This window comes from Pseudomonas sp. PME37.24/025 (assembly GCF_055556615.1).
The window spans coordinates 445227-467699 of sequence record NZ_JBVHNK010000003.1 but is presented as its reverse complement, the minus strand read 5'-3'; the positions used below and the strand labels follow the sequence as shown (position 1 = coordinate 467699).

The window sequence follows — 22473 nt, the reverse complement described above, 5'->3', positions numbered from 1 at the left end:
CACAGACCTCCCCACCGTTTCCTGAATATTCATACATAGCCCCAAGCCGTCTACGCTCTTGAAACACTAATAAGAACGGGGAATGCGCAATGGGGGTTCTTCACAAGCTAGCCTGGCTGGGCGGGTTGCTTTTGCTGTGCCTGGGGCCGATTCACGCCGCCACGACGGAAAACGCTGACAGCCAGGCCGCCAAAGCCTTGCTGGAAAAAGCCCTGGCCTATTACCACGAGCAAGGTGACAAGGCTTTCGCGGCGTTCAGCCGTCAGGGCGAGTTTGTCGACAAGGATCGCTATGTCTTCGTAGTCGACACCAAGGGCGTGATGCTCGCCAGCGGCGGGCCATCTTCGGCGTTGATCGGTCGTGATGTGTCCGAGGTGCTTGGGCCGGATGTGCAAAAAGCCTTCAAGGACGCCTTGAAAGTGCCGGAGGGCAACGGCATTCAGCAGGCCGAATACCGCTGGCAGAACTGGGCCGACGGTAAGGTTGAACGCAAGCATGTGTTCTATCAGCGCATCGGCCAACGGATTCTGGCGGTCGGTTACTACCTGCCACGGGCCTCGCCGCAACAGGCGCAAGCGTTGCTCGATAAAGCAGCGGTCGATCTGGCCAAAAACGAAAAGGGCACGCTCACAGCGATCAACTCCCTCAAGGGCGGTTACTTGCAGGATGACCTGTACGTGTTTGTCGTCGACCTGGATACCGGGCGTTATGTGGCCCATGGCACCAATCTACGACTGATCAACACCGATTTCAGCAAGATCAAAGACCCGGAAGGCAAACCGGTGGGCGAGCCTATTCTGGCGCTGATGGCCAAACAGGATGACGGTGAATACGAATACCGCTGGAAAAACCCGGTGACTGGAAAAGTGGAAGACAAGCATGCCTACCTGAAAAAGGTCGGGCATTTTCTGGTGGCGGTGGGGTATTACAGCCCTTGATTCAAGGTGACTGAAAGACCGCTATCGCGAGCAGGCTCGCTCCCACAGTAAATCTGCATTGGTCACAGATGTTGCATACGGCCGAGATCCAATGTGGGAGCGAGCCTGCTCGCGATTGCAGGCGACTCGGTCCCACTACCGAACCGTGTCCTCCCGCCCCCGCAACACTCTGTTCGGCATGGCAATCGCCGCCGCCAGCCCCAGCAGCGACACCGCCGCACTGACCATCAGCAAATGCCGGAAGGTCAGCAACAGCTCAGCGCGCAAGGCGTTTTGTGCATCCCCCGGTGCGGCGTTCAAACCATCGAGCAAGACATTCCCCGAACTCCCTTCGGCCATTAACGACGAGCCGGCCAAGTGAGCGAAACTCGAATCCTGCAACAACGCCAGCAGCAGCGCCGACATTAACGCCACACCCACCGCGCCACCCAGGGAACGGAATAGATTGGTGGTGCTGGTGGCGACGCCGATGTCCCGTTGTTCCACCGAGTTTTGCGTGCCCACCAACGATGTCGGGAACTGCATGCCGCTGGCGATGCCACTGAGCAACATGAACAGGCTGCTCAGCACAAACGCCTGAGGCGCACTGAGCGCCATGCCCAGGATCGAGAACGGCATTAGCAGGGCGCCAGTCAGGATCATCGGTTTATAACGACCGCTCACCGAGGTCTGGCGTCCGGCGAAATACGCGCCTATCGGCAAACCCATGGCCAGCGGCAACAGATGCAGCGCAGCGCTGTCGGCCCCGGCGCCGGTGACACTCTGGAAGCGCAGCGGCATCAGCACGATCAAGGAAATCGCCTGGAAGCTGGTGAAAAAAATCGTGCACCAGCAAAGAATCGCGCTGCGGTTGGCGAACAAATGCATCGGCAGCAACGGTTCCCGCGCCCGCCGTTCATGCCAGACGAACACCGCCAGCACCACCACCGCACAACCGAGCAAACCCGAGACTTCTGTGCTGCGCCACGAATGACCCTGGCCGACCTGAGTAATGCCCAGCAACAACGCCGTCAGGCCAATGATCATCAGCAATGTGCCGAAGTAGTCGATGATCGGCTTGCGCTGTGGCACCGGCAGCCCCACCAGCGTGCGGTGGGCTACCAGCCAGGCACCCAGGCCTAATGGCAGGTTGATCAGAAACACCCAGCGCCAGGACAGGTATTCGGTCATGTAGCCACCGAGAACCGGGCCGGCCACGCTGGCCACTGCGTACATGCTGCTGAAGTAACCCTGATAGCGACCGCGTTCGCGAGGTGGAACGATGTCGCCAATGATTGCCTGGCTCACCGAAATCATCCCGCCGGCGCCGATGCCCTGTAGGATCCGCGCCAGCACCAGTTGCTCCATGCTTTGCGCCATGCCGCAGAACAACGACGCCAGGGTGAACACCCCCATGCCGAACAGCATCAACTTGCGGCGGCCATACAGATCGCCGAGTTTGCCGTAGATCGGCACCGCCACGGTCATCGCCACCATGTACCCGGAAATCACCCAGGCCAGCAGGCTGACATCCTTGAATTGCGCGGAAATGGCCGGCATCGACACGGCGACGATGGTCTGGTCCAGCGCGCCCAGAAAGATCGCCAGCATCAGGGCGATCAGCACGCTGCGAATGGCCGGTTTGGGCGTTTCAGGCTGGTTGAGATTGGTCACGGGTAAAACCTGCGGGCAGTGATGGGCCCGCAGTGGCAAGGCGAGCCGGAATGCTCGCCAGTGTAAGTCGGTAGGAAGCTATTCGATAGCCTCGTATGGAAGCCCAACGTAATTTTCCGCGATGGTTTTTCGGCCGGCCTCGGAGTCCACAAAATAGGCCAGCTCCGATTCGCTGATGCGCTGGCTGAACGCGTCGTGCTCGTCAAAGCGATGCAGCATCGAGGTCATCCACCAGGAAAACCGCTCGGCTTTCCACACCCGCCGCAAGCAGACCTCGGAATACTTCTCCAGCAAATCCACACGGCCTTCGCGGTAAACCTTCAGCAGAATATTGAACAACGTACTGACGTCGCTGGCCGCCAGGTTCAGGCCCTTGGCGCCGGTGGGCGGGACGATGTGGGCGGCGTCGCCGACCAGGAACATCCGCCCGTACTGCATCGGTTCGACCACGAAACTGCGCAACGGCGCGATGCTTTTTTCGATTGACGGGCCGGTCACCAGCGTGTCGGCGAGGGCGGCCGGCAGGCGGGATTTGAGCTCATCCCAGAAGCGCTGATCGGACCAGTCTTCGACTTTGTCCTGGGCTGGAACCTGGAGGTAGTAACGGGTACGTGTCGGCGAACGCATGCTGCACAGCGCAAAACCCCGTTCATGCCGCGCGTAGACCAACTCTTCATGCACCGGCGGCGTGTCGGCGAGAATCCCCAGCCAGCCGAACGGATAAACCCGCTCGAACACCTTCAGGCAGTCAGCAGGGATCGACTGCCGCGCCACGCCATGGAAACCGTCGCAGCCAGCGATGTAGTCACAATCGAGTCGATACGTTTCGCCGTCCTTGTCGAAGGTGACAAAGGGTTCAGCGGTTTTCATGCCGTGGGGGACGACATTGCTGGCTTCGTAGATCGTCTGCGCACCGGCGTCCCGACGAGCGGCCATCAGATCGCGGGTGACCTCGGTCTGGCCATAGATCGTTACGGTTTTGCCGCCCGTCAGCGCCTGCAAATCGATGTGTACCCGGCGCCCGTCGAGGGCCAGTTCGAAGCCTGCATGCACCAGCCCTTCGGCGTCCATGCGCTGACCCACCCCGGCCTGACGCAACAGCTCTACCATGCCTTGTTCGAGGACACCGGCGCGGATGCGTCCGAGCACATAATCCGGGGTCTGGCGTTCGAGGATCAGGGTGTCGATGCCGGCGTTATGCAGCAATTGGCCGAGCAGCAAGCCAGAGGGGCCGGCACCGATGATCGCGACTTGGGTTTTCAGTGTTTTCATTGTTTTTATGACTCGCAAGCTCCACACGGCCAAGACCGGTGAATGATTTTTATGGATCGAGTACTTGCATTTTTCACTTGCGAGTCTGTCAATTGAAGGGGAAAACTGAGCCGATACCTGTACATTCTGCCAATCGGTGCGATTATCGCCCCGTTACCCTCGAGGCCTGGATTGAAGTGATGAACAAGCCTGACCTGCCATCGATTCCGGTGTTCAAACTCTACGGTGAAAGCCTGGACTGGCCGACCCCTGACTTGTTGCACTGTGAAACCATTTCCAAACGCAGCCGCGAACATCAATGGGAAATCAAACCCCATCGCCACGCCGATTTGTGTCAGTTGCTCTTCGTCTTCAAAGGCCAGGCAGAGCTTGAGATCGAAGGCAAACGCTCACAATTGACCGAGCCGGCCATCCTGATTCTGCCGCCGTTATCGGTGCATGGTTATCGGTTTTCCGAGGACGTCGAAGGGTTCGTCGTTACGCTGGCCGCGCCGCTGATCGCCCACCTGCAAGCACAACTGGGCCATTCGGTGAACGCATTGGCACAAGCCGAAAGCTACCCGGCGGGCAAGGACAGCGAGTACCTCAACAGCCTGTTTTCAGCGCTGCAAAGCGAATACACCGGCCATCAACCGGCACGGGAAATGCTCATGCATTCGCTGGTCAGCGTGATCATGGTGTGGGTCAGCCGTCAGGTGATTCAGCGCCAAACCGCCACTCAGCGTCCGCAGCGGGCTCGGGAATATCTCAACGGCTTTATTCAGCTGGTGGAAGAAACCTATCGTCAGCACGTCAAGGTCGAGGACCTGGCTCATCGTCTGGGGATTTCCGTGTCCCATCTCAACGGCACATGCCGTGAGCTGGCGGGGCAACCGGCATTGCAGATCATGCATGAGCGTCAATTGCTGGAGGCCAAGCGCTTGCTGACCTACACCAGCATGACCATTTATGAAATGTCCGACGTGTTGGGGTTTTCCGATCCGACCAACTTCACACGCCTGTTCAGGCGTCGCGTGGGGATATCGCCCAAGGCCTTTCGCGACCGCTTGAAGGCTGATCAGGACCATGCCGATCAGGACAACGAGGCCTGACCCCTGTGGCGAGGGAGCTTGCTCCCGCTGGGCTGCGAAGCGGCCCCCCTTATCCCCAAAAAGAATGGGACTGCGCGCAGTCCAACGGGAGCAAGCTCCCTCGCCACAGGTGTGTGTTCGTTACCGGAGGGCGTTGAGGGTCGCGTTGTGGGGAATGCAGCGCTCGAGGTTGCAGCTCGCGTAATCACGGGGCACTTTTCGTAACTGCTCGACACGCCAGGCGGCTGTGCCATACAGCGCCAGCGTCGCCGCACAAGTGATGAAAATGGCGAGGTATCTTTTTGTTTTGATGTTCATGGCGTTGACCTCTGAACGAATACCTTTCGGTACTACTTTGAGCATAGGTCAGCGCCGGTGAGTTGCTAGCAAGTCCGGTTTTGTATGTAACCCGATATTCAGAACGATGATGTCCCCTGTGGGAGCTGGCTTGCCAGCGATAGCGGACTGTCAGTCAGCATCATTGTTGAATGTGACGACGCCATCGCAGCGGTGCGGCGATCCGACAAGCCAGCTCCCACAGGAGAGGTGTTTACAGACCGATATCCCACTCCGGCTCTTCCGGAAACCTCAACACCAGAAAATCCAGCATGCTGCGCAACGCCGCCGGCATGTGTTTGCGTGAGGCATACACCGCATAGATATTCATCTGCCTCGGTACGGCCTGGGGCAGCAAGCGGATCAATTCGCCGCTGTGGATATGTACACCCGCCTGATAGCTGGGCAGCATCGCCACGCCGGCCCCGGCCATTGTCGCGCGCAACAGCGTGCTGGCTTCGTTGGCGCTGATGTTGCCCTGCACCGGCACCGAGACTGGCTCGCCGTCCTGTTCGAAATGCCAGAGGCTCTTGCCGAAGTAGGAATGGGTCAGGCAGTTGTGCAGGCTGAGGTCTTCGACCCGTTGCGGTGTCGGGTGCTCACGCAGGTACGCGGGGGAAGCGCAGATCACTGAGCGGCAGACCGTCAGCCGCCGGGCGATGAGGTTTGGGTCCAGATCATTGCTGGTGCGAATGGCCAGGTCGATGCGTTCATCCACCAGGTTCACCGTGCGGTCGAGCATTTGCATATCGATGCTGACGCCGGGGTAACGTTTGACGTAGGCCGCCATGGCGTCCGCCAGTTGCGCCTGGCCGAACGAGGTGCTGACGCTGATCCGCAACAGGCCTCGCGGTGCGTCGTCCGGCTCGCTGACCGCGGCCTGCATGTCGGTGGACAAATCGAGCATCTGCCGACAGCGAGGCAGAATTTCCGTCCCGGCGGCGGTCAGGCTCAATTTGCGCGTGGTGCGGTGCATCAGGCGTGCGCCGACCCAATCCTCCAGCTCCGCCAGATAGCGGGAAACCACCGGCCGTGACAGGTCCAGGTGATCGGCGGCGGCCGATTGGCTGCCCAGGTCCACCACCGTGACGAACACCCGCATTGCTTGTAGACGATCCATGATTTGCCCGCTTTCAGAAACAAACTATGTTCAAGCATCGCATTTTTTGTATCGAACCAGGCAACTAAGCTCTGTCCCATCGCCAAGCACGGCATTCGGACAACGGAGCAACAGATGATCGGCTTCACTTCAATCAAACGCATTCTTCTGGCAACCGCCACGCTCGGCTTCGCGGCCCATGCCGCTGCGGCATCCACCCTGACGCTGGACGTCTACAACCCTGGCACCAACGCGATCTTCCCGGTGACCTCGGTGCTGGTCAGCGGCGAGAAAGAAGCGATTCTGGTGGACGCACAATTTGGCAAAGGCCAGGCCGAACAGGTGGTGGAAAAAATCCGCGCCAGCGGCAAGCAACTGACCACCATCTACATCAGTCATGGTGATCCGGATTACTACTTCGGCCTCGACACCGTGACCAAAGCGTTCCCGAAAGCCAAAGTGCTGGCCTCGCAACCGACGGTTGATCACATCAAAAAAACCGTCGACGGCAAACTGGCATTCTGGGGTCCGAAAATGGGCGCCGACGTACCGAACAAAACCATCGTGCCGCAGGTGCTCAAGGGCGACAGCCTGATGCTGGAAGGGCAGAAATTGCAGGTAATCGGCCTGGACGGCAAGCAGCCGGATCGCAGCTTTGTGTGGATCCCGTCGATCAAGGCTGTGGTCGGTGGCGTGGTCGTCGCTGAAAACATTCACGTGTGGATGGCCGACACCCAGACCGCGCAATCCCATGCCGATTGGCTGACGACGTTGCAGGCGATCGAAGCGCTGAAGCCGAACACCATCGTGCCGGGTCACTACCTCGGTGAGAGCGCGCGTTCTCTGGCGGCGGTGCAGTTCACCGCCGATTACATCAAGGCGTTCGACGAAGAAACCGCCAAGGCGAAAGACGCTGCCGAACTGATCGGCGCAATGAAAAAACGCTACCCGACCCTGGGCGAAGAAAGCTCGCTGGAGCTGAGCGCCAAAGTCGCCAAGGGCGAGATGAAGTGGTGATTCGCTGAGCAGTGGCGAGGGGGGCGACGAAAATCCTGTGGGAGCGTGGCTTGCCCGCGAAGAAGGCACCGCGGTTTTTCAGGTATTACGCGTCATCGTTCTTCGCGGGCAAGCCACGCTCCCACAGGTTCTGTGTCGCCCCGTGCCACACAAATCAATACAGATTCACCCAAGCCAACTGGAGAAACGTCATGAGCAACATTGCAATCATCGGTGCCACCGGTCGTGCCGGTAGCCAACTGTTGGAAGAAGCCTTGCGTCGCGGTCACAGCGTCACTGCCATCGCCCGCGACACCTCGAAAATCAGCCCGCGTGCCGGGGTCGTGAGCAAAAACGTGGACGTGCTCGACGCTGCTGCATTGCAAGCCGCCGTGGCCGGGCATGATGCGGTGATCAGCGCTGCGCACTTCTCCACCATCCCTGCCAGCGCGGTCATCGAGCCGGTGAAGAAGGCCGGGGTAAAACGGCTGCTGGTGGTCGGCGGTGCCGGTTCGCTGTTGCTGCCGAATGGCTCTCGGGTGATCGACAGCGAAGGTTTCCCGGAGGAATACAAGGCCGAGGCCAGCGCCGGTGCTGCGTTCCTGAATACCTTGCGTCAGGAAAAGGACCTGGACTGGACGTTCTTGTCGCCGTCGGCAGAGTTTGTCGAAGGTGAGCGCACCAGCACGTTTCGGGTCGGCACGGATGACTTGCTGGTGAGTGCAGAGGGCCGTAGCTGGATTACCTTTGCTGACTTCGCGATTGCGCTGATCGATGAAGTGGAAACACCGAAGCATTCCCGTCAGCGGTTTACTGTCGGGTATTGAGTTCACTGATCACTTGTGGGAGCGAGCCGGCTCCGGGCGGCGATCCGACGAAGACGGACTCACATTCAACATTGATGTCGACTGTACGGCCTCCATCGCGGGCAAGCCCGCTCCCACAGGACAGTGGATATCCTGTGGGAGCGGGCTTGCCCGCGATGCTTTTTGGGTTTCAGCGACTTTGCGCTTGCTCCACCAACCACCCCATCAATTCACGCAACTTCGGCGAAGGTTCCGGTTTTTCGGGGAACACCAGGTAATACGCCAACCCGGTTTTCACCTTCAAGTCAAAAGGCATGACCAGCCGTCCGGCACTCAGGTCATCGCCGATCAACGACCAATCGCCAATCGCTACACCTGTCCCCTGAGACGCCATCGACATCGCCAGGTCCAGGGTTTCGAAATGCTGACCTTTGCCGACATTGCTCAGCCGAATATCGGCAGCCTTCAGCCAGGCGTTCCAGTCCCGCTCATCGCGGGTGGGGTGCAGCAACAAGTGCTGTTGCAGATCGGCCGGTGTCTGCAAAGCCATCGGCCCTTCAAGCATCGGTCGGGAACACACGGGCGTCAGTTGCTCATCGAACAGATGCCGGGAGGCCAGTGAGCTGTCCGGCGGCGCGCCATACATCACCGCCGCATCGAACTGTTCACGATGGAAATCCACGCCGTGTTTCACCGTGGTGGTCAATTCCACCGGTACATCCGGGCGTTCCTTTTGCCACTGCAACAGGCGTGGCAACAGCCAGCGCATCACGCAGGTTGGCGCCTTGAGTTGCAGGGTTTCGCGCTTCTCGCCGATCTGCTCCACGGCCTCGTCGATCAGGCCAAAAATCTGCTGCACCCGTGGCAGCCATTCCCGACCTTCGGCAGTCAGGCTCAAGCCCCGCGCCTGGCGAATGAACAGCTCATAACCCAGATGATCTTCCAGCCCGGCGATCTGTCGGCTCACCGCGCCTTGGGTGATGTGCAGTTGTTCGGCGGCCCGGGTGAAGTTGCAGCACTGCGCGGTGATCAGAAAAGTGTGCAGCGCCGGCAGGGGAGGCAATCGTTTCATTGGGATCCAAGGTATGACGTGAGGACATGGCTAGTATGACTTTTTATCCATTGTTGCGGCTACGTGTCGCCCGTTCCAATGAGGCCATCCCTGGACCTGCCAACCCATCATAAACACTGCGCAGGCCCGGCGTCTCAAACGAACAAAAAGGGCAAAGACATGGCGACGTGCGGCGAAGTATTGGTCAAGTTACTCGAAGATTACGGGGTCGAGCAGGTGTTCGGCATTCCCGGGGTGCACACCGTGGAGCTGTATCGCGGGCTGGCCCGTTCGAGCATCAACCACGTCACTCCGCGTCACGAGCAGGGCGCTGGTTTCATGGCCGACGGTTATGCGCGCACCAGCGGCAAACCGGGCGTGTGCTTCATCATCACCGGCCCTGGCATGACCAACATCACCACCGCCATGGGCCAGGCTTACGCCGACTCGATCCCGATGCTGGTGATTTCCAGCGTGCAATCGCGCAGCCAATTGGGCGGCGGGCGCGGCAAGTTGCATGAGTTGCCGAACCAGAGCGCGCTGGTCGGCGGCGTGGCGGCGTTCTCCCACACCTTGATGTCGGCGGCTGAATTGCCGGGCGTGTTGGCCCGCGCCTTTGCGCTGTTCCAGGCTGGCCGTCCGCGTCCGGTGCATATCGAAATTCCGTTGGACGTGTTGGTCGAAGAGGCCGATGACTTGCTCGCCAGCGTGCCAGTGAACATCGACCGCGCCGGTGCTTCGCCAAGCGCGATCAGCCGCATGACCGACTTGTTGGCCGGTGCCAAGCGCCCATTGATTCTCGCCGGTGGCGGCGCCATCGATGCCGCGGCCGAGCTGACCGAACTGGCGGAACTGCTGGACGCGCCAGTGGCCCTGACCATCAATGCCAAAGGCATGCTCGAATCCAGTCACCCGCTGCTGATCGGCTCGACCCAAAGCCTGGTAGCCACTCGTGCGCTGGTCGCCGAGGCCGACGTGGTGCTGGCCATCGGCACCGAACTGGCCGAAACCGATTACGACGTCACCTTCGCCGGCGGCTTCGACATTCCCGGCGTGCTGCTGCGCGTGGACATCGACCCCGACCAGACCGTGCGTAATTACCCGCCGAAAGTCGCGTTGGTCGCCGATTCGCGCAACGCCGCTCAGGCCTTGCTGAGTGCGCTGTCCCACCAGTCGCTGGCCGAGCGTCGCAACGATTGGGGCCAGGTGCGTGCCGCGCGTTTGCGCGATGAACTGGCCGCGACCTGGGACGCCCCGACGCTGGCCCAGACCCGTTTCCTGGAAACCGTTTTGCACGAATTGCCGAGCGCGGTGTTCGTCGGCGATTCGACCCAACCGGTGTACACCGGCAACCTCACGTTCAACCCGGAACGCCCGCGCCGCTGGTTCAACTCGTCCACCGGTTACGGCACCCTCGGCTACGCCTTGCCGGCGGCGATTGGTGCCTGGCTTGGTGGCCGCGTCGAAGACGGCGCACGCCCTCCGGTGGTGTGCCTGATCGGCGACGGCGGTCTGCAATTCACCCTGCCGGAACTGGCCAGTGCGGTGGAAGCACGCACCCCGGTGATCGTCCTGCTGTGGAATAACCAGGGCTACGAAGAGATCAAGAAATACATGGTCAACCGCGACATCGAGCCGGTTGGCGTGGACATCTACACCCCGGACTTCATTGGTGTGGCCAAGGCCCTGGGCTGCGCGGCCGAGGCGGTCAGCGGTGTCGAAGAGCTGCGCAGTGCATTGCGCCTCGCCACCGATCGCCAGGGACCGACCCTGATTGAAATCGATCAGACTTCGTGGATGAAGGCGGTGTCGAAATGAGTTCTTCTGCGACGTTCCCGACCACGCTTGATGGCCTGTACATCGACGGCCAATGGTCGGCTGGCAATGAACATTTGCGGGTGATCAACCCAGCAACCGAAGCGCTGCTGACAACCGTTAACGGCGGCGATGAACACGCTGTCGATCAGGCTGTTACAGCGGCGACCAACGCTTTCAAAGCGTGGTCGAAAACCACCGGTGCCGAGCGCGGGGCGATCCTGCGCAGAATCGCCGCTGGCGTGCAGGCTGGTCGCGAGCAGTTGATGAAGTTGCAGTCGAGCAACAATGGCAAACCGCTGTTCGAAGCGGCCATTGATGTCGATGATGTAATCGCCACGTTCGAGTATTACGCCGATCTGGCCGAAGGCCTGGACGCGAAACAAGACAGCGCCGTGGCGTTGCCGAGCGACGATTTCAGCGCCCGTTTGCGCCGCGAGCCATGCGGTGTGGTGGGGCTGATCGTGCCGTGGAATTTCCCGATGGTCACCACCGCCTGGAAACTTGCCCCGGCCCTCGCCGCCGGTTGCTGCGTGGTGCTCAAACCGTCGGAAGTGACACCGCTGCCGGAGCTGGAACTGGCGACGATCATCGCCGAGGCTGGTCTGCCAAACGGTGTGTTCAATCTGGTCTGCGGCACCGGCCTGGCTGTCGGCGCACCGCTGTCGGCTGATCCGCGCATCGCCAAGATTTCCTTCACTGGCAGCAACGCGGTGGGCGTGCAGGTGATGCAGCGGGCGGCGGAAACCGTGAAAGGCGTGAGCCTCGAACTGGGCGGTAAATCCGCGCTGCTGGTGCTCGCCGATGCCGACATCGAACTGGCCGTGGAAGTGGCCTGTGGTGGCGGTTTCTTTAACGCCGGGCAGATGTGTTCCGCCACCAGCCGTGTGCTGGTCGCCGATGAGCTGGCGGATCAATTTGTAGCGAGATTGAAGGCCCGTGCCGAAGCCATTCGCGTGGCCGACCCGTTCGACCCGAACGCGGAAATGGGCGCGCTGGTCAATCAGGCGCAATACCAACGTGTGCTGGGTCACATCGATCGCGGTTTGAGCGCTGGCGCGAAGTTGATCTGCGGCGGCAATCGTCCGGCGGATCTGCCACGCGGCTATTTTTTGCAGCCGACTATTTTCATCGACGCGCCCCTCGACAGTGCGTTGTGGTGCGAAGAGATTTTCGGCCCGGTGATCTGCGTGCGCAGTTTCACCTCTGAAGCCGAGGCGATTGCCTTGGCCAACGACAGTCAGTTCGGCCTGGTGGCCAGCGTGGTCACGCGCGACGCCGCAGCGGCTGATCGGGTCGCCAACGCTTTGCAGGCGGGGCTTGTGTGGATCAACGCGCCGCAAGTGATCTTCCCGCAGACCGCCTGGGGTGGCTACAAACAGAGCAGCATCGGCCGCGAATTGGGGCCGTGGGGTTTGCAGGCTTTTCAGGAAATCAAACACGTGATTCGGGCCGTCTGAAGGCACGAAAAAGGTGAACGCATGCCTCTTGATGAGGCATGCATCAGCGTCATGGCTTCAATGAGTTTTTATCGATAGTCAGGTGTTTTGCACGACCTCAGGATGAACCCGCTGGCATCGCCAAGGCCCATTGAAACCGGGGGCTTGAAGCTGATCTGGCCGCGCGGATGCAACGGTTGCGACCAACCTCATACTTAAAAAAACAAAGGGAGTCCTTCATGGGCGAGCACGATCTGAACAGACGTCAATTCATCAAAACCGTGGGCGTGGCGTCCGTGGCTGCGGCGGCCATGAGCATGCCGTTCATCAAGGCCAATGCCAGCGACACACGTTTTCAGGGCAAGACCCTGCGCCTGTTGACTTGGTCCGATGACACCGGCCTTGCGGCACTGCGCAATATCGCGGCAACCTTCGAAGCCAAGTACGGTTGCAAGGTCATCGCCGACCGCACCGGCAGCACCTCGGAGATGGTCGCCAAACTCAAGGCCGGCGGCGATCGTCCGCAGTACGACATCATCACTCTGGCCGGCGTCGGCGCCGAAGGTCTGGCCGCCGCCAACCTGCTGGAAAAACCCGATCTCAACCGCATCCCTAACCTGATCGACGTGCCGGAGCAATACCGCACTGGCGCCAACGGTCACGGCATCGGTTACCTGCTGTGGTGCAACAGCCTGGTCTACAGCACCCGCACCATCAAAGAAGCGCCGGACAGCTATGCCGCCCTGTGGGACGCAGAGCTGTCGCCGAACATCTTCCTGCCGCCGCCGAACTGGACCGAGGCCATGGACCTGATCATCATCGCCGCCAAACTGGCCGGTGGTGACGAACACAACATCGAGCCAGGCTTCAAGAAACTTGCCGAGCTGAAAGATCGCGTCGTGACCTTGGGCGAAAACCCGAACCAGATCGCCGAGCTGTTCCGCACCGGTTCCCTGGACATGGGCGGCTTGTACGCGCCGGCGTTTTTCCCGAAACAGATTCGCGACCCGGCCTACGGCCTGGGCGCCACGTTCGGCATGAAGGAAGGCTTCTACACCGACCTGATGCTGTCGGTGATGCCGAAGAATCGTCCGGGCGATACCGACCTGGCCTACGCCTTCATCAACCACTCTCTGGACCCGCTGGTGCAGGGCAAGATGGCCGAAGACATCTACAACGGTCCGGTCAACGCCAAGGCGATCATCTCCGCCGAAGCGCGCAAGAGCCCCTACATCCTCACGCCGGAGCAGATTGCCGAGAAGGCGATCATGCACGACAACGCCTTCCTGGCCACCGTGCATGACCAATGGATTCGTCGTTACACGGAAATCTTTTCTTCCTGATCGAGTGGCGAACACAAGTCTTTAGAACACTGCAAAACACTGTGGGAGCGGGCTTGCCCGCGATGACGGCCTCCCTGTCGACAATGATGTGACTGACAGATTGCTATCGCGGGCAAGCCCGCTCCCACAGGGTTCAACGTGGTTTTAAGGCCTGTGCTCGCTCAGCTGCTTTCCATTGACGAGACCCTTGCTATGGAACACCAACCTCTGACCCATCCGGTAAGCGCCGCACCCGTGCGCATCAATCGGGGTGTCTCACCGACGGCGCGCGCCTGGCTTTTCCTCTCGCCATCGATGCTGTTTCTCGGCGTGCTGATTGCCGCGAGCCTCTTGGTGCTGCGCATGAGCGTCGGTACCAAAGGCGCGGAGTGGACCGGGTTCAGCCTGGCCAGTTACGCCCAATTGCTGGAACCCTATTACCTCAAATCGTTGCTGCTGACGTTGCGCCTGGCGCTGATCAGCGCGGTGATCGCGGTGCTGCTGGCGATTCCGGTGGCTTACACCATGTCACGACTGACCTCACCGTTCGTGCGGCGGATCTTCCTCGCGGCGGTGCTGCTGCCCTTGCTGGTCAACCTGCTGCTGCAAAGCTACGGCTGGCTGGTGATTCTCGGCCCCGGCGGCATGCTCAATCAGGCACTGATGGGCCTGGGTCTGATCAAGCGGCCGATCATGCTGTTGTACAACCAGAACGGCGTGTTGATGGGCCTGGTGCAGACCGCCTTCCCGTTGGCCGTGCTGCCGATTGCCAGCGCCATGCGCGGCGTTGCCCGCACTTACGAAGAAGCCGCTGCCACCCTCGGCGCCAGTCGCTTGCAGGTGTTTCGCCAGGTGGTGTTGCCGATGAGTTTGCCGGGGATCATCACCGGCGCGACATTGGTGTTCGCCTACAACGCCAGCAGTTTTGTGGTGCCGCTGCTGCTCGGTGGTCGACGCGTGCCGATGCTGGCGGTGATGGTGCATGACCAGATCGCTCCGCTGATGAACTGGCCCGCCGCGTCTGCTGCCGGTGTGGTGCTGATCGTTACCACCCTGGCGATCATGACCTTGTCCGAATACATCACTGGCCGTCGTCGGCGCATGCTGGAGGCTTCGCAATGAGCTCTGTGATCAAGAAGCGCCACTCGCTGCTGCCGGGCGATACCGGTAAGTTCGCCGGCATCCTGTCGGGTTTCATTTTGCTGCTGGCGGTGTTGCCGATTTTGACCATGATCGTCATGTCGTTCAGTGGTGCGTCGAACCTCGACTTCCCGCCCAGCAGCTATAGCCTGCAATGGTACAAGGCTGCCTGGAACACCTTCGTGTCACCAGACTCCAGCGACGTGCTGAGCCTCGGCAAAGCCATGACCACCAGTTTGATGGTGGCCTGCCTGACCATGGTTTTCGCCACGATTATCGCGGTGCCGGCAGCCTATGCCCTGACCCGTTGCGAGTTCCGCGGCAAGGCCGTGGCGCTGCAATTGATGTCGCTGCCGCTGGTGTTCCCGATGGTGGTGTTGGGCCTGGCCTTGCTGCTGGTGTTCGACAGCCTGCCGTTCCAGATCACCACCTCGCGGCTGGTAATTGCCCACGTGATTCTGGCGCTGCCGTTCGTGGTGAAAAACTGCACGGCGGCGATGCTCTCCATCGGCAGCGAAGTCGAGGAGGCCGCGCAAATGCTCGGCGCTTCACCGACTCGGGCGATTGTCGATGTGGTGGTGCCGCTGATGAAGTCGGGGATTCTGGCGGGCATGCTGCTGGCGTTCATCGTCTCGTTCAACGAATTCACCGTGACCTATTTCCTCTACACCATCGACGTCATGACCGTGCCGATCTGGATGTACAGCCGCACCGTGTCTTCGCTCGACCCTACCGTTTTCTCGTTTGCCGTGCTGATCGTGCTGATCGACTTCGTCCTCATCTGGGCGTTGGAGAAGCTGGTCGGTGAAGGTGGCGTTTCGTTCTGATTTCTTGAGGTGATTCACATGACTGGTCTGATTCTGGAAAACGTCGAGAAACATTACGGCTCGGCCTGCGCGGTAAAGGATGTGAACCTGCATTTGCCCGAAGGCAAACTGGTGTGTTTCCTCGGCCCTTCGGGCTGCGGTAAAACCACCTTGCTGCGGATGATCGCCGGGCTTGAAACCCTGACCGGCGGCGAGATTCGCCTGGACGGTGAAGACATCGGCCATACGCCGGCGCACCAGCGTAATTTCGGCATGGTGTTTCAATCGCTGGCGCTGTTTCCGCACATGACAGTGGGGGAGAACATCGCTTATCCGCTGAAACTGCGCGGGGTCAGCAAGGTTGATCAACAGGCGCGGGTGGTGGAGTTGCTGGAGCTGATTCAGCTGCGGGAAATGATTGATCGCCCGGTGGCGAAACTTTCTGGCGGGCAACGTCAGCGCGTGGCGATTGCCCGGGCGATTGCCTCGCGGCCGAAAATCCTGCTGCTCGACGAACCGCTGTCGGCGCTGGACGCTAAGCTGCGTGAGTCGATGCAGGTGGAAATCCGTCAGCTGCAACAGCGTTTGAACATCACCACCATCATGGTGACCCACGACCAGCGCGAAGCCATGACCATGGCTGACATCGTGGTGGTGCTGGGTGAGCATCGGGTGCAGCAGGTGGGCACGCCGATTGAAATCTATCGACATCCGGCCAATGAATTCGTCGCGGACTTTATCGGTTCGGGGAACATTTTCCCGGCCACTGCGCTGGGCAACGGCAAGGTCAGCTTGCCCGGTGGCGATGCGCTGCAAGTGCCGATCTGCAGCAGCATTGTGGTGGGGGAGAAGGTGAAAATGCTGATTCGCCCGGAAGACCTGCAACTGTCGCAACCCCAGGCCACGGCGGGGAATCGCTTGCTCGGGAAGGTGACGTTTGTGCGGGATATCGGTGCGACCATCGAAACCACCGTCGAGTGCTCCGGGGTGTCGTTTACCGCGTTGAGCACGCCGTGTCAGGGGGTTGGGTTGAGCATTGGCAATCCGGTGTCGGTGACGTTGCCGGCTGAGGCTTGCCGAGTACTAAGCGCCTGATCCAGATTTGATGTTGGCCTTCCTGGCCTCATCGCGGGCAAGCCCGCTCCCACAGGGTTCCGTGTACACCGGTCCTTGTGGGAGCGGGCTTGCCCGCGATGGGGTCATCAGCCACACAACAAATGCCAAATCAAACCGACAACCGCAACCGCGCCAAATCCCGGAGCGGCGGCGCCCCGAACAATCGGCTGTACTCCCGGCTGAATTGCGAAGGGCTTTCATACCCCACCCGATAACCCGCCGCCGAAGCTTCCAGCCCTTCGGCCAGCATCAACCGCCGCGCCTCTTGCAGGCGCAACTGCTTTTGATACTGCAGCGGACTCATCGCCGTCATCGCCTTGAAGCGGTGATGCAGTGTTGACACGCTCAGGTTCACTTCCCGCGCCAGATCATCGATGCGCAGCGGTTGCTCATAATTGCCGTTGAGCCATTTGATCGCCTGGCTGATGCGATGGCTCTGACTGTTGGCGATGGCAATCTCATACAGCCGATGACCCTGCTGGCTGCGTAACAGCCGATACAGAATCTCTCGACGAATCAGCGGCGCCAGCATCGCGATGTCTTTCGGTGTGTCCAGCAAACGCGCCAGACGCAACACGGCATCGAGCATTGCCGTGTCGATCTGCTCCACATACAGGCCGCGGCCAGTGGGCCGTGTAGGTACGCCAATGGGGCCGGCGTCGGCAATCAGCGCACTGATTTCCGCCGGGTCGATGTCCAGCCGTACGGCGAGAATCGGTTCCTCGGGCGAGACATTCACCACCCGCCCGCTCAGAGGCATCGAGACCGACACCACCAGGTAATTCAGCGGGTCGTAATTGAAGTATTCATCCGCCAGCCGTACTTCCTTGCGCCCCTGGGCCATGATGCACAGGGCCGGCTGCGCCAGCACTGGGGCGAAGTCATGGTTTTGACTGTGGCGCGACATGAACAGCGAACCGACGGCGGTGGCATACGTGCCATCCTCCATCGTGTTACGGCGGATGAGGGCGGCCAGTTCCGCGCGCTGTTTTTCCATGTCGGCATCCAGCGGGGCTTGAAAATGATCGAGCGACGACATGCTGGGCATCCTCGGTGACGCGTTGGTAATGGGCTGAGCTTAAATTTGTGCAAGGAACAGCGGTAGATACATCCTGCCAAAAGCTTGCCTGATTCTGCACGAGGTGAATACGCGGGGCTGCTATGGCAGGTCAGCGCCGGGAAAACTTGCTTGAAAGTCGTGTTGCAGCGATGTGACAGTGGTTTACATGCTGTTACAGAGGTTTTTCGCAGCCGCGCAGGATTGTGCAACAACCCGGCAGGAATCGACTAACGACGACCAGGGCGTGCCGCCTAATCTTGGATCCTGTCGCAGCCCGTCCCCGGCTGCCACTGGATGACCTGGGAGGGTTGAACATGTCTACGCAAATCCCCGTCAGTCATATGGCCTTCGTCCGCGCCCGCGCCGGGCGTTCGGCAGAACTCGGTGCGCGCCTGAGCGCCCTGATCGAGCCATCGCGCAGCGCACCGGGTTGCCTGAGCTTTGCCCTGCAGCACTCGCAATGCGATCCGGAGCTGTGGCTGGTGTCCGGTTTCTGGGACAACCAACAGGCCATGACCGCTTACTTCGGCAGCCCGGTGATGCAGATTTTTGCCGAGCTGGTGCAGGAGCTGGTGGTCAATAGCCTGGATTTCCATACCTTCAAAGATGTCTCGGCGGCCCAGGCCCTTGGCCAGTCCAAGGCAGCGGTACACAAACTCGCCGGTTGAGGGTTTAATGGCGCAACTCTCCATTAGCCAGGATCCGCGACATGGCACGCAAAGCCTTTGAACACTTCGAAGCCGTTTCAGCAGTAGTACCGGGCGAGGGCGGTTACCACGCCGCGATTGCCGTCAAAGCCCTTGGTGGTTCCGGTGCCCCGCGTTTTCACAAAGTGCTGGAAGACCAGACTTTCAAGACCGCTCATGAAGCCGACGAGGCCGCGGCCAAAGAGCTGACCCGCCTCAAAGACGTTAAAGAAGACGCCGACCTGCTCTGGTAATTACTTGACCGCCCCCGGGCGGAACATTTTGAACAGTGCCTCTGGCCCCAGCTGAAAGTAATCCGCCGGCCCGCCGCCGCGCAGAATCGGTTCTGCCGCGGCGGTGTCGTACACCCCATCCTTCAACAGCCATTTGGCGATATGCACGGCGACCACTTCGCCGAGAATCAGCCAGCTCGGCACCACTTCCTTGTTTGCGCGCTGCAACTGAATGATCTGCGTGACCTTGCACTCAAAGGACACCGGACTTTCGGCAACCCGTGGCACCTGAATGATTTTCGACGCGGCGGTGGTCAGTCCGGAGAGTTCGAACTCGTCGACTTCAGGCCCGACCATGGCGCAGCTCTGGTTCATCTGCTCGGCCAGTGGGCGGGTCGCCAGGTTCCAGGCGAATTCGCCGGTCTGCTCGATGTTGTTCAGGCTGTCTTTGCGCCCGACGCTGGAAAACCCAATGATTGGCGGAATGTAGTTGAAGGCGTTGAAGAAGCTGTAGGGCGCCAGGTTCAAGCGACCGTTGGCGTCCTGGGAGGAAATCCAGCCGATAGGGCGCGGGCCGACGATGGCGTTGAACGGGTCATGTGGCAGGCCGTGGCCGTTGGCGGGTTCGTAGAAATGGATGTCGTCGGGCATACAGTGAATTCCTGGGGTGTTCGGGAGGCGGTCATGGTGCAAGGGCCGGTGGCTTTTTTCCAGTCCATCCTCGATCACTGTGGGAGCGGCGGTGCGGTGATCCGACTTGCCCGCGATAGCGGTTTAACAGTCAACACAGATGTTGAATGTTACGACCTCCTCGCGGGCAAGCCCGCTCCCACAGGTTTTTTTGTCTCGCCCGAGATATTTCCTTTGCTCCAGAAACGACTAAGCCCGGCCAAGGCCGGGCTGTGGTGTTGCATTCGGGATCAGTTGGTGCGGGCCGCGTCGGTGCGATCGACGCTGTCGGTAGCGACTTTGGCCGCGTCGGTACGGCTGTCGCCAGCGGCGCTGCTTTGCGCAGTGAAGACGGCGGAACCGGTGCGGTCGTAACCGTCGGCGGCGAAGGTATTGGCGGCCAGCACGGAGAGGGTCAGGGCGAGCATCAGTTTGGTTTTCATGGTGGTAACTCCAGTTTGCAAATCGCAGTGAATTGATCAGACGGGGGCAGGATGAGTACCGGGCATTAACCACCGATTAATCGCGCTCTTTTGCCCGAGTGACAGATTTTTCATCCTGCACTTACCTATTTTTCACTGCTCCATCGCCAGTCTGCGCACCGGTCAATAACCCGAAGAAACGGCCGCCATGAACACTGGAGCTCACCTTGCATGAATAAACTTCCTCAGATCACCCTGGCGTTCTGGGTCATGAAAATCTGCGCGACGACCCTGGGGGAAACCGCGGGGGATTTGCTGTCGATGACCCTCAACGTCGGTTACGCCATCAGCTCGCTGATCCTGATCAGCGTGTTCGTGCTGACGCTGGTCACGCAGTTGATGTCCAAAACCTACAAGCCGGTGCTGTACTGGATCGTGATTCTGTCGACCAGCACGGCCGGTACCACCATGTCGGACTTCATGGACCGCACCCTTGAGTTGGGCTACGCCACCGGTTCGATGATCCTGATTGCGATTTTGCTGGGGATTTTCGCGGCCTGGCGCTTGAGCGGCGATTCGCTGAACGTCACCAAGGTCCAGACCTTCCGGGGCGAGATGTTCTATTGGATGGCGATTCTGTTTTCCAACACCCTGGGCACGGCGCTTGGCGATTATTTGGCCGACGACTCGGGCCTGGGTTTTGCCGGCGGGGCACTGCTGATCGGCTCGACCATTGCACTGGTGGTGCTGTTGAAATACTTCACGAAGATTTCGTCGGTGTTGCTGTTCTGGATGGCGTTCGTGCTGACGCGGCCATTCGGCGCAACGTTGGGCGACTTCCTGACCAAACCCCATGAAAAGGGTGGCCTGGATTTCGGCACCATCGGCTCGTCGCTGGTGTTGGCGGGGATTCTGGTGGTGATGATTGCGGGGGCTTCTTACGTGCAGAATAAATACGCGAAGCAGACAGCTGCCGAGTTGACCTGAGACCGAGGCGTCCCCATCGCGGGCAAGCCCGCTCCCACAGGTTATGTGAACGACATAAATCCCTGTGGGAGCGGGCTTGCCCGCGATGGGGCCAGAACAGTCACCATCGATGAAACTGTCAGTCCGTCTCGATCCGCGAATGCTTGCGGGTATCTTTCATGGTCACGTACACCAGCAACGACACCGCGATGCACGCCGTGACATACCAGTAGTAGCCGGTTTCCATACCGATGCTCTTGAACCACAGCGCGATGTATTCAGCGGTGCCGCCGAAGATCGACACGGTCAGTGCGTATGGCAAACCAACACCCAGCGCACGGATTTCGGTAGGGAACAGTTCAGCTTTAACCACCGCGTTGATCGAGGTGTAGCCGCTGACGATGATCAGTGCCGCCATGATCAGGAAGAACGCGCCCCACCAGGTCTGGACGGTGTGCAAGGTGGTCAGGATCGGCACGGTGAACAGCGTCCCGAGAATACCGAAGGCGATCAGGATCGGCCGACGACCGACTTTATCCGACAGCCCGCCGATGATCGGTTGCAGGCACATGAACAGGAACAGCGTGGCTGCGGAAATCGTGGTGGAGTCGGAAATGCTCATGCCGACGGTGTTCACCAGGTATTTCTGCATGTACGTGGTGTAGGTGTAGAACGCCAGCGTGCCACCCATGGTCAGGCCGACCACGGTCATCAGTTCTTTCGGATGGCGCATCAAGGTGCGCATCGCGCTTTCCTTGGCTTTCTCTTTTTTGGTGAACGACTCGGTTTCTTCCATGCCACGACGCAGGTAGAGCGCGACCACGGCACACAGCGCACCGATGGCGAACGGAATGCGCCAGCCCCAGGCATACAGCTGTTCGGTGGTCAGGGTCTGTTGCAGCACAATCAACACCGCCAGGGCGATGAGCTGGCCGGAGATCAGGGTCACGTACTGGAAGCTGGAGTAGAAGCCGCGACGTTCCTTGGTCGCCATCTCACTGAGGTAGGTCGCCGAGGTGCCGTACTCGCCCCCGACCGACAAACCTTGCAGCAGGCGGGCGAACACCAGCAGGATCGGCGCGCCGATGCCGATGGTTTCATAACCCGGGCTCAGGGCGATCAGCAGCGAGCCGAAGCACATCAGGTAAACCGAAGCCATCAACGCACGTTTGCGACCCGCCTTGTCGGCGTAGAGCCCCATCAACCAGCCACCGATCGGGCGCATCAGGAAGCCCACGGCGAAGATCGCGGCGGTGTTGAGCAGTTGTGCGGTGGTGTCGCCTTTGGGGAAGAAGGCTTTGGCGAAGTACAGGGAGAAGGCGGCGTAGACGTACCAGTCGTACCACTCGACCATGTTGCCGACAGAGCCGCTGAAGATCGATTTGATCCGGCTAGCGGTGGTTCTTTCTTTAGCCGGCGCGGCAGCCGACCCAAGAGGCAGGGCGTTGGAGTTATCCATTGAAGGATCCTTCGTTTAATTGTTTTTGTGGAGCGCGTTTAAACGCAGCCTGCTGGGGCTATAGCAGGAGCTGTGCCAAGGAGAGGAGGGCCGGTTTAGAGGGGGTGGCGGGTTTTATT

General features: G+C 60.1%; 22 protein-coding genes. 13 read left to right on the top strand and 9 right to left on the bottom strand.

Annotated elements, in window-relative coordinates; translation table 11 throughout:
• The first annotated feature begins 89 nt into the window (after positions 1–89).
• Positions 90–938, top strand: coding sequence for a cache domain-containing protein (locus ACZ3HH_RS08135; protein ID WP_465803891.1), 849 nt, complete (start codon positions 90–92; stop codon positions 936–938).
• A 135-nt stretch (positions 939–1073) separates the two neighbouring features.
• Here ACZ3HH_RS08135 and ACZ3HH_RS08130 read toward each other — a convergent pair whose 3' ends face one another.
• On the bottom strand, positions 1074–2591 hold the full coding sequence (locus ACZ3HH_RS08130; RefSeq protein ID WP_465803889.1) for an MDR family MFS transporter: 1518 nt from the start codon (positions 2589–2591) through the stop codon (positions 1074–1076).
• Between the two features lie 78 nt (positions 2592–2669).
• Positions 2670–3854 carry a 4-hydroxybenzoate 3-monooxygenase gene (pobA, locus tag ACZ3HH_RS08125; protein ID WP_465804046.1) on the bottom strand — a complete coding sequence of 395 codons (1185 nt, stop codon included), beginning with the start codon at positions 3852–3854 and terminating at the stop codon, positions 2670–2672.
• 188 nt (positions 3855–4042) lie between these two features.
• Between pobA and ACZ3HH_RS08120 the strand changes: the two genes are divergently transcribed.
• Entirely contained in the window at positions 4043–4954 is a 912-nt protein-coding gene (locus ACZ3HH_RS08120) for a helix-turn-helix domain-containing protein (RefSeq protein ID WP_465803888.1), read from the top strand.
• Positions 4955–5074: 120 nt separating this feature from the next.
• On the opposite strand, the gene ACZ3HH_RS08115 is transcribed toward ACZ3HH_RS08120, so the two are convergent.
• Both ACZ3HH_RS08115 and ACZ3HH_RS08110 read right to left on the bottom strand, forming a co-directional pair.
• On the bottom strand, positions 5075–5296 hold the full coding sequence (locus tag ACZ3HH_RS08115; protein ID WP_465804054.1) for a hypothetical protein: 222 nt from the start codon (positions 5294–5296) through the stop codon (positions 5075–5077).
• A 187-nt stretch (positions 5297–5483) separates the two neighbouring features.
• The gene (locus ACZ3HH_RS08110) at positions 5484–6389 is read right to left on the bottom strand and encodes a LysR family transcriptional regulator (protein WP_465803887.1); all 906 of its coding nucleotides are present in this window, start codon (positions 6387–6389) and stop codon (positions 5484–5486) included.
• Positions 6390–6503: 114 nt separating this feature from the next.
• On the opposite strand from ACZ3HH_RS08110, the gene ACZ3HH_RS08105 reads away from it, so the two are divergent.
• Both ACZ3HH_RS08105 and ACZ3HH_RS08100 read left to right on the top strand, forming a co-directional pair.
• On the top strand, positions 6504–7385 hold the full coding sequence (locus tag ACZ3HH_RS08105; RefSeq protein WP_465803885.1) for an MBL fold metallo-hydrolase: 882 nt from the start codon (positions 6504–6506) through the stop codon (positions 7383–7385).
• Positions 7386–7576: 191 nt separating this feature from the next.
• Positions 7577–8191: an NAD(P)-dependent oxidoreductase gene (locus ACZ3HH_RS08100; protein ID WP_465803884.1), complete on the top strand. Its 615-nt coding sequence runs from the start codon at positions 7577–7579 to the stop codon at positions 8189–8191.
• Between the two features lie 169 nt (positions 8192–8360).
• Here the strand turns inward: ACZ3HH_RS08100 and ACZ3HH_RS08095 are convergent, their stop codons facing one another.
• Positions 8361–9242: a LysR substrate-binding domain-containing protein gene (locus ACZ3HH_RS08095; RefSeq protein ID WP_465803882.1), complete on the bottom strand. Its 882-nt coding sequence runs from the start codon at positions 9240–9242 to the stop codon at positions 8361–8363.
• Positions 9243–9401: 159 nt separating this feature from the next.
• On the opposite strand from ACZ3HH_RS08095, the gene ACZ3HH_RS08090 reads away from it, so the two are divergent.
• The 6 genes from ACZ3HH_RS08090 to ACZ3HH_RS08065 all read left to right on the top strand — a co-directional run bounded on the left by ACZ3HH_RS08090 (position 9402) and on the right by ACZ3HH_RS08065 (position 16838).
• The gene (locus ACZ3HH_RS08090) at positions 9402–11039 is read left to right on the top strand and encodes a 5-guanidino-2-oxopentanoate decarboxylase (RefSeq protein ID WP_465803880.1); all 1638 of its coding nucleotides are present in this window, start codon (positions 9402–9404) and stop codon (positions 11037–11039) included.
• Positions 11036–12496: an aldehyde dehydrogenase family protein gene (locus ACZ3HH_RS08085; protein WP_465803879.1), complete on the top strand. Its 1461-nt coding sequence runs from the start codon at positions 11036–11038 to the stop codon at positions 12494–12496. The genes ACZ3HH_RS08090 and ACZ3HH_RS08085 overlap by 4 nt, the downstream gene beginning before the upstream one ends.
• Before the next feature lie 218 nt (positions 12497–12714).
• Positions 12715–13818, top strand: coding sequence for an ABC transporter substrate-binding protein (locus ACZ3HH_RS08080; protein WP_008010017.1), 1104 nt, complete (start codon positions 12715–12717; stop codon positions 13816–13818).
• A 192-nt stretch (positions 13819–14010) separates the two neighbouring features.
• A complete protein-coding gene (locus ACZ3HH_RS08075; protein WP_030128156.1) occupies positions 14011–14919 on the top strand; it encodes an ABC transporter permease in 909 nt (302 codons plus the stop codon).
• Complete coding sequence (locus ACZ3HH_RS08070; RefSeq protein ID WP_460144855.1) at positions 14916–15764, top strand: ABC transporter permease; 849 nt, start codon at positions 14916–14918, stop codon at positions 15762–15764. The genes ACZ3HH_RS08075 and ACZ3HH_RS08070 overlap by 4 nt, the downstream gene beginning before the upstream one ends.
• Positions 15765–15782: 18 nt before the next feature.
• Entirely contained in the window at positions 15783–16838 is a 1056-nt protein-coding gene (locus tag ACZ3HH_RS08065) for an ABC transporter ATP-binding protein (protein ID WP_465803876.1), read from the top strand.
• Positions 16839–16968: 130 nt separating this feature from the next.
• Here the strand turns inward: ACZ3HH_RS08065 and ACZ3HH_RS08060 are convergent, their stop codons facing one another.
• A complete protein-coding gene (locus tag ACZ3HH_RS08060) occupies positions 16969–17898 on the bottom strand; it encodes an AraC family transcriptional regulator (protein ID WP_237884877.1) in 930 nt (309 codons plus the stop codon).
• 335 nt (positions 17899–18233) lie between these two features.
• Between ACZ3HH_RS08060 and ACZ3HH_RS08055 the strand changes: the two genes are divergently transcribed.
• Positions 18234–18587, top strand: coding sequence for a putative quinol monooxygenase (locus ACZ3HH_RS08055; protein ID WP_465803874.1), 354 nt, complete (start codon positions 18234–18236; stop codon positions 18585–18587).
• Positions 18588–18628: 41 nt separating this feature from the next.
• Entirely contained in the window at positions 18629–18859 is a 231-nt protein-coding gene (locus ACZ3HH_RS08050; RefSeq protein WP_123357993.1) for a hypothetical protein, read from the top strand.
• Here the strand turns inward: ACZ3HH_RS08050 and ACZ3HH_RS08045 are convergent, their stop codons facing one another.
• Both ACZ3HH_RS08045 and ACZ3HH_RS08040 read right to left on the bottom strand, forming a co-directional pair.
• Positions 18860–19489 carry a flavin reductase family protein gene (locus ACZ3HH_RS08045; protein WP_019651399.1) on the bottom strand — a complete coding sequence of 210 codons (630 nt, stop codon included), beginning with the start codon at positions 19487–19489 and terminating at the stop codon, positions 18860–18862. It lies immediately after the preceding gene.
• 269 nt (positions 19490–19758) lie between these two features.
• The gene (locus tag ACZ3HH_RS08040; RefSeq protein WP_465803872.1) at positions 19759–19950 is read right to left on the bottom strand and encodes a hypothetical protein; all 192 of its coding nucleotides are present in this window, start codon (positions 19948–19950) and stop codon (positions 19759–19761) included.
• A 210-nt stretch (positions 19951–20160) separates the two neighbouring features.
• Here ACZ3HH_RS08040 and ACZ3HH_RS08035 point away from each other — a divergent pair, with 210 nt between their 5' ends.
• On the top strand, positions 20161–20916 hold the full coding sequence (locus tag ACZ3HH_RS08035; RefSeq protein ID WP_465803871.1) for a COG4705 family protein: 756 nt from the start codon (positions 20161–20163) through the stop codon (positions 20914–20916).
• A gap of 118 nt (positions 20917–21034) precedes the next feature.
• Here the strand turns inward: ACZ3HH_RS08035 and ACZ3HH_RS08030 are convergent, their stop codons facing one another.
• A complete protein-coding gene (locus ACZ3HH_RS08030; RefSeq protein ID WP_465803869.1) occupies positions 21035–22354 on the bottom strand; it encodes an MFS transporter in 1320 nt (439 codons plus the stop codon).
• Positions 22355–22473: the final 119 nt, after the last annotated feature.

Coding starts and splice junctions, on each gene's coding strand:
- ACZ3HH_RS08135 (WP_465803891.1), top strand. CDS start 90: ATGGGGGTTCTTCACAAGCTAGCCTGGCTGGGCGGGTTGCTTTTGCTG.
- ACZ3HH_RS08120 (WP_465803888.1), top strand. CDS start 4,043: ATGAACAAGCCTGACCTGCCATCGATTCCGGTGTTCAAACTCTACGGT.
- ACZ3HH_RS08115 (WP_465804054.1), bottom strand. CDS start 5,296: ATGCTCAAAGTAGTACCGAAAGGTATTCGTTCAGAGGTCAACGCCATG.
- ACZ3HH_RS08110 (WP_465803887.1), bottom strand. CDS start 6,389: ATGGATCGTCTACAAGCAATGCGGGTGTTCGTCACGGTGGTGGACCTG.
- ACZ3HH_RS08105 (WP_465803885.1), top strand. CDS start 6,504: ATGATCGGCTTCACTTCAATCAAACGCATTCTTCTGGCAACCGCCACG.
- ACZ3HH_RS08100 (WP_465803884.1), top strand. CDS start 7,577: ATGAGCAACATTGCAATCATCGGTGCCACCGGTCGTGCCGGTAGCCAA.
- ACZ3HH_RS08095 (WP_465803882.1), bottom strand. CDS start 9,242: ATGAAACGATTGCCTCCCCTGCCGGCGCTGCACACTTTTCTGATCACC.
- ACZ3HH_RS08090 (WP_465803880.1), top strand. CDS start 9,402: ATGGCGACGTGCGGCGAAGTATTGGTCAAGTTACTCGAAGATTACGGG.
- ACZ3HH_RS08085 (WP_465803879.1), top strand. CDS start 11,036: ATGAGTTCTTCTGCGACGTTCCCGACCACGCTTGATGGCCTGTACATC.
- ACZ3HH_RS08080 (WP_008010017.1), top strand. CDS start 12,715: ATGGGCGAGCACGATCTGAACAGACGTCAATTCATCAAAACCGTGGGC.
- ACZ3HH_RS08075 (WP_030128156.1), top strand. CDS start 14,011: ATGGAACACCAACCTCTGACCCATCCGGTAAGCGCCGCACCCGTGCGC.
- ACZ3HH_RS08070 (WP_460144855.1), top strand. CDS start 14,916: ATGAGCTCTGTGATCAAGAAGCGCCACTCGCTGCTGCCGGGCGATACC.
- ACZ3HH_RS08065 (WP_465803876.1), top strand. CDS start 15,783: ATGACTGGTCTGATTCTGGAAAACGTCGAGAAACATTACGGCTCGGCC.
- ACZ3HH_RS08060 (WP_237884877.1), bottom strand. CDS start 17,898: ATGTCGTCGCTCGATCATTTTCAAGCCCCGCTGGATGCCGACATGGAA.
- ACZ3HH_RS08055 (WP_465803874.1), top strand. CDS start 18,234: ATGTCTACGCAAATCCCCGTCAGTCATATGGCCTTCGTCCGCGCCCGC.
- ACZ3HH_RS08050 (WP_123357993.1), top strand. CDS start 18,629: ATGGCACGCAAAGCCTTTGAACACTTCGAAGCCGTTTCAGCAGTAGTA.
- ACZ3HH_RS08045 (WP_019651399.1), bottom strand. CDS start 19,489: ATGCCCGACGACATCCATTTCTACGAACCCGCCAACGGCCACGGCCTG.
- ACZ3HH_RS08040 (WP_465803872.1), bottom strand. CDS start 19,950: ATGAAAACCAAACTGATGCTCGCCCTGACCCTCTCCGTGCTGGCCGCC.
- ACZ3HH_RS08035 (WP_465803871.1), top strand. CDS start 20,161: ATGAATAAACTTCCTCAGATCACCCTGGCGTTCTGGGTCATGAAAATC.
- ACZ3HH_RS08030 (WP_465803869.1), bottom strand. CDS start 22,354: ATGGATAACTCCAACGCCCTGCCTCTTGGGTCGGCTGCCGCGCCGGCT.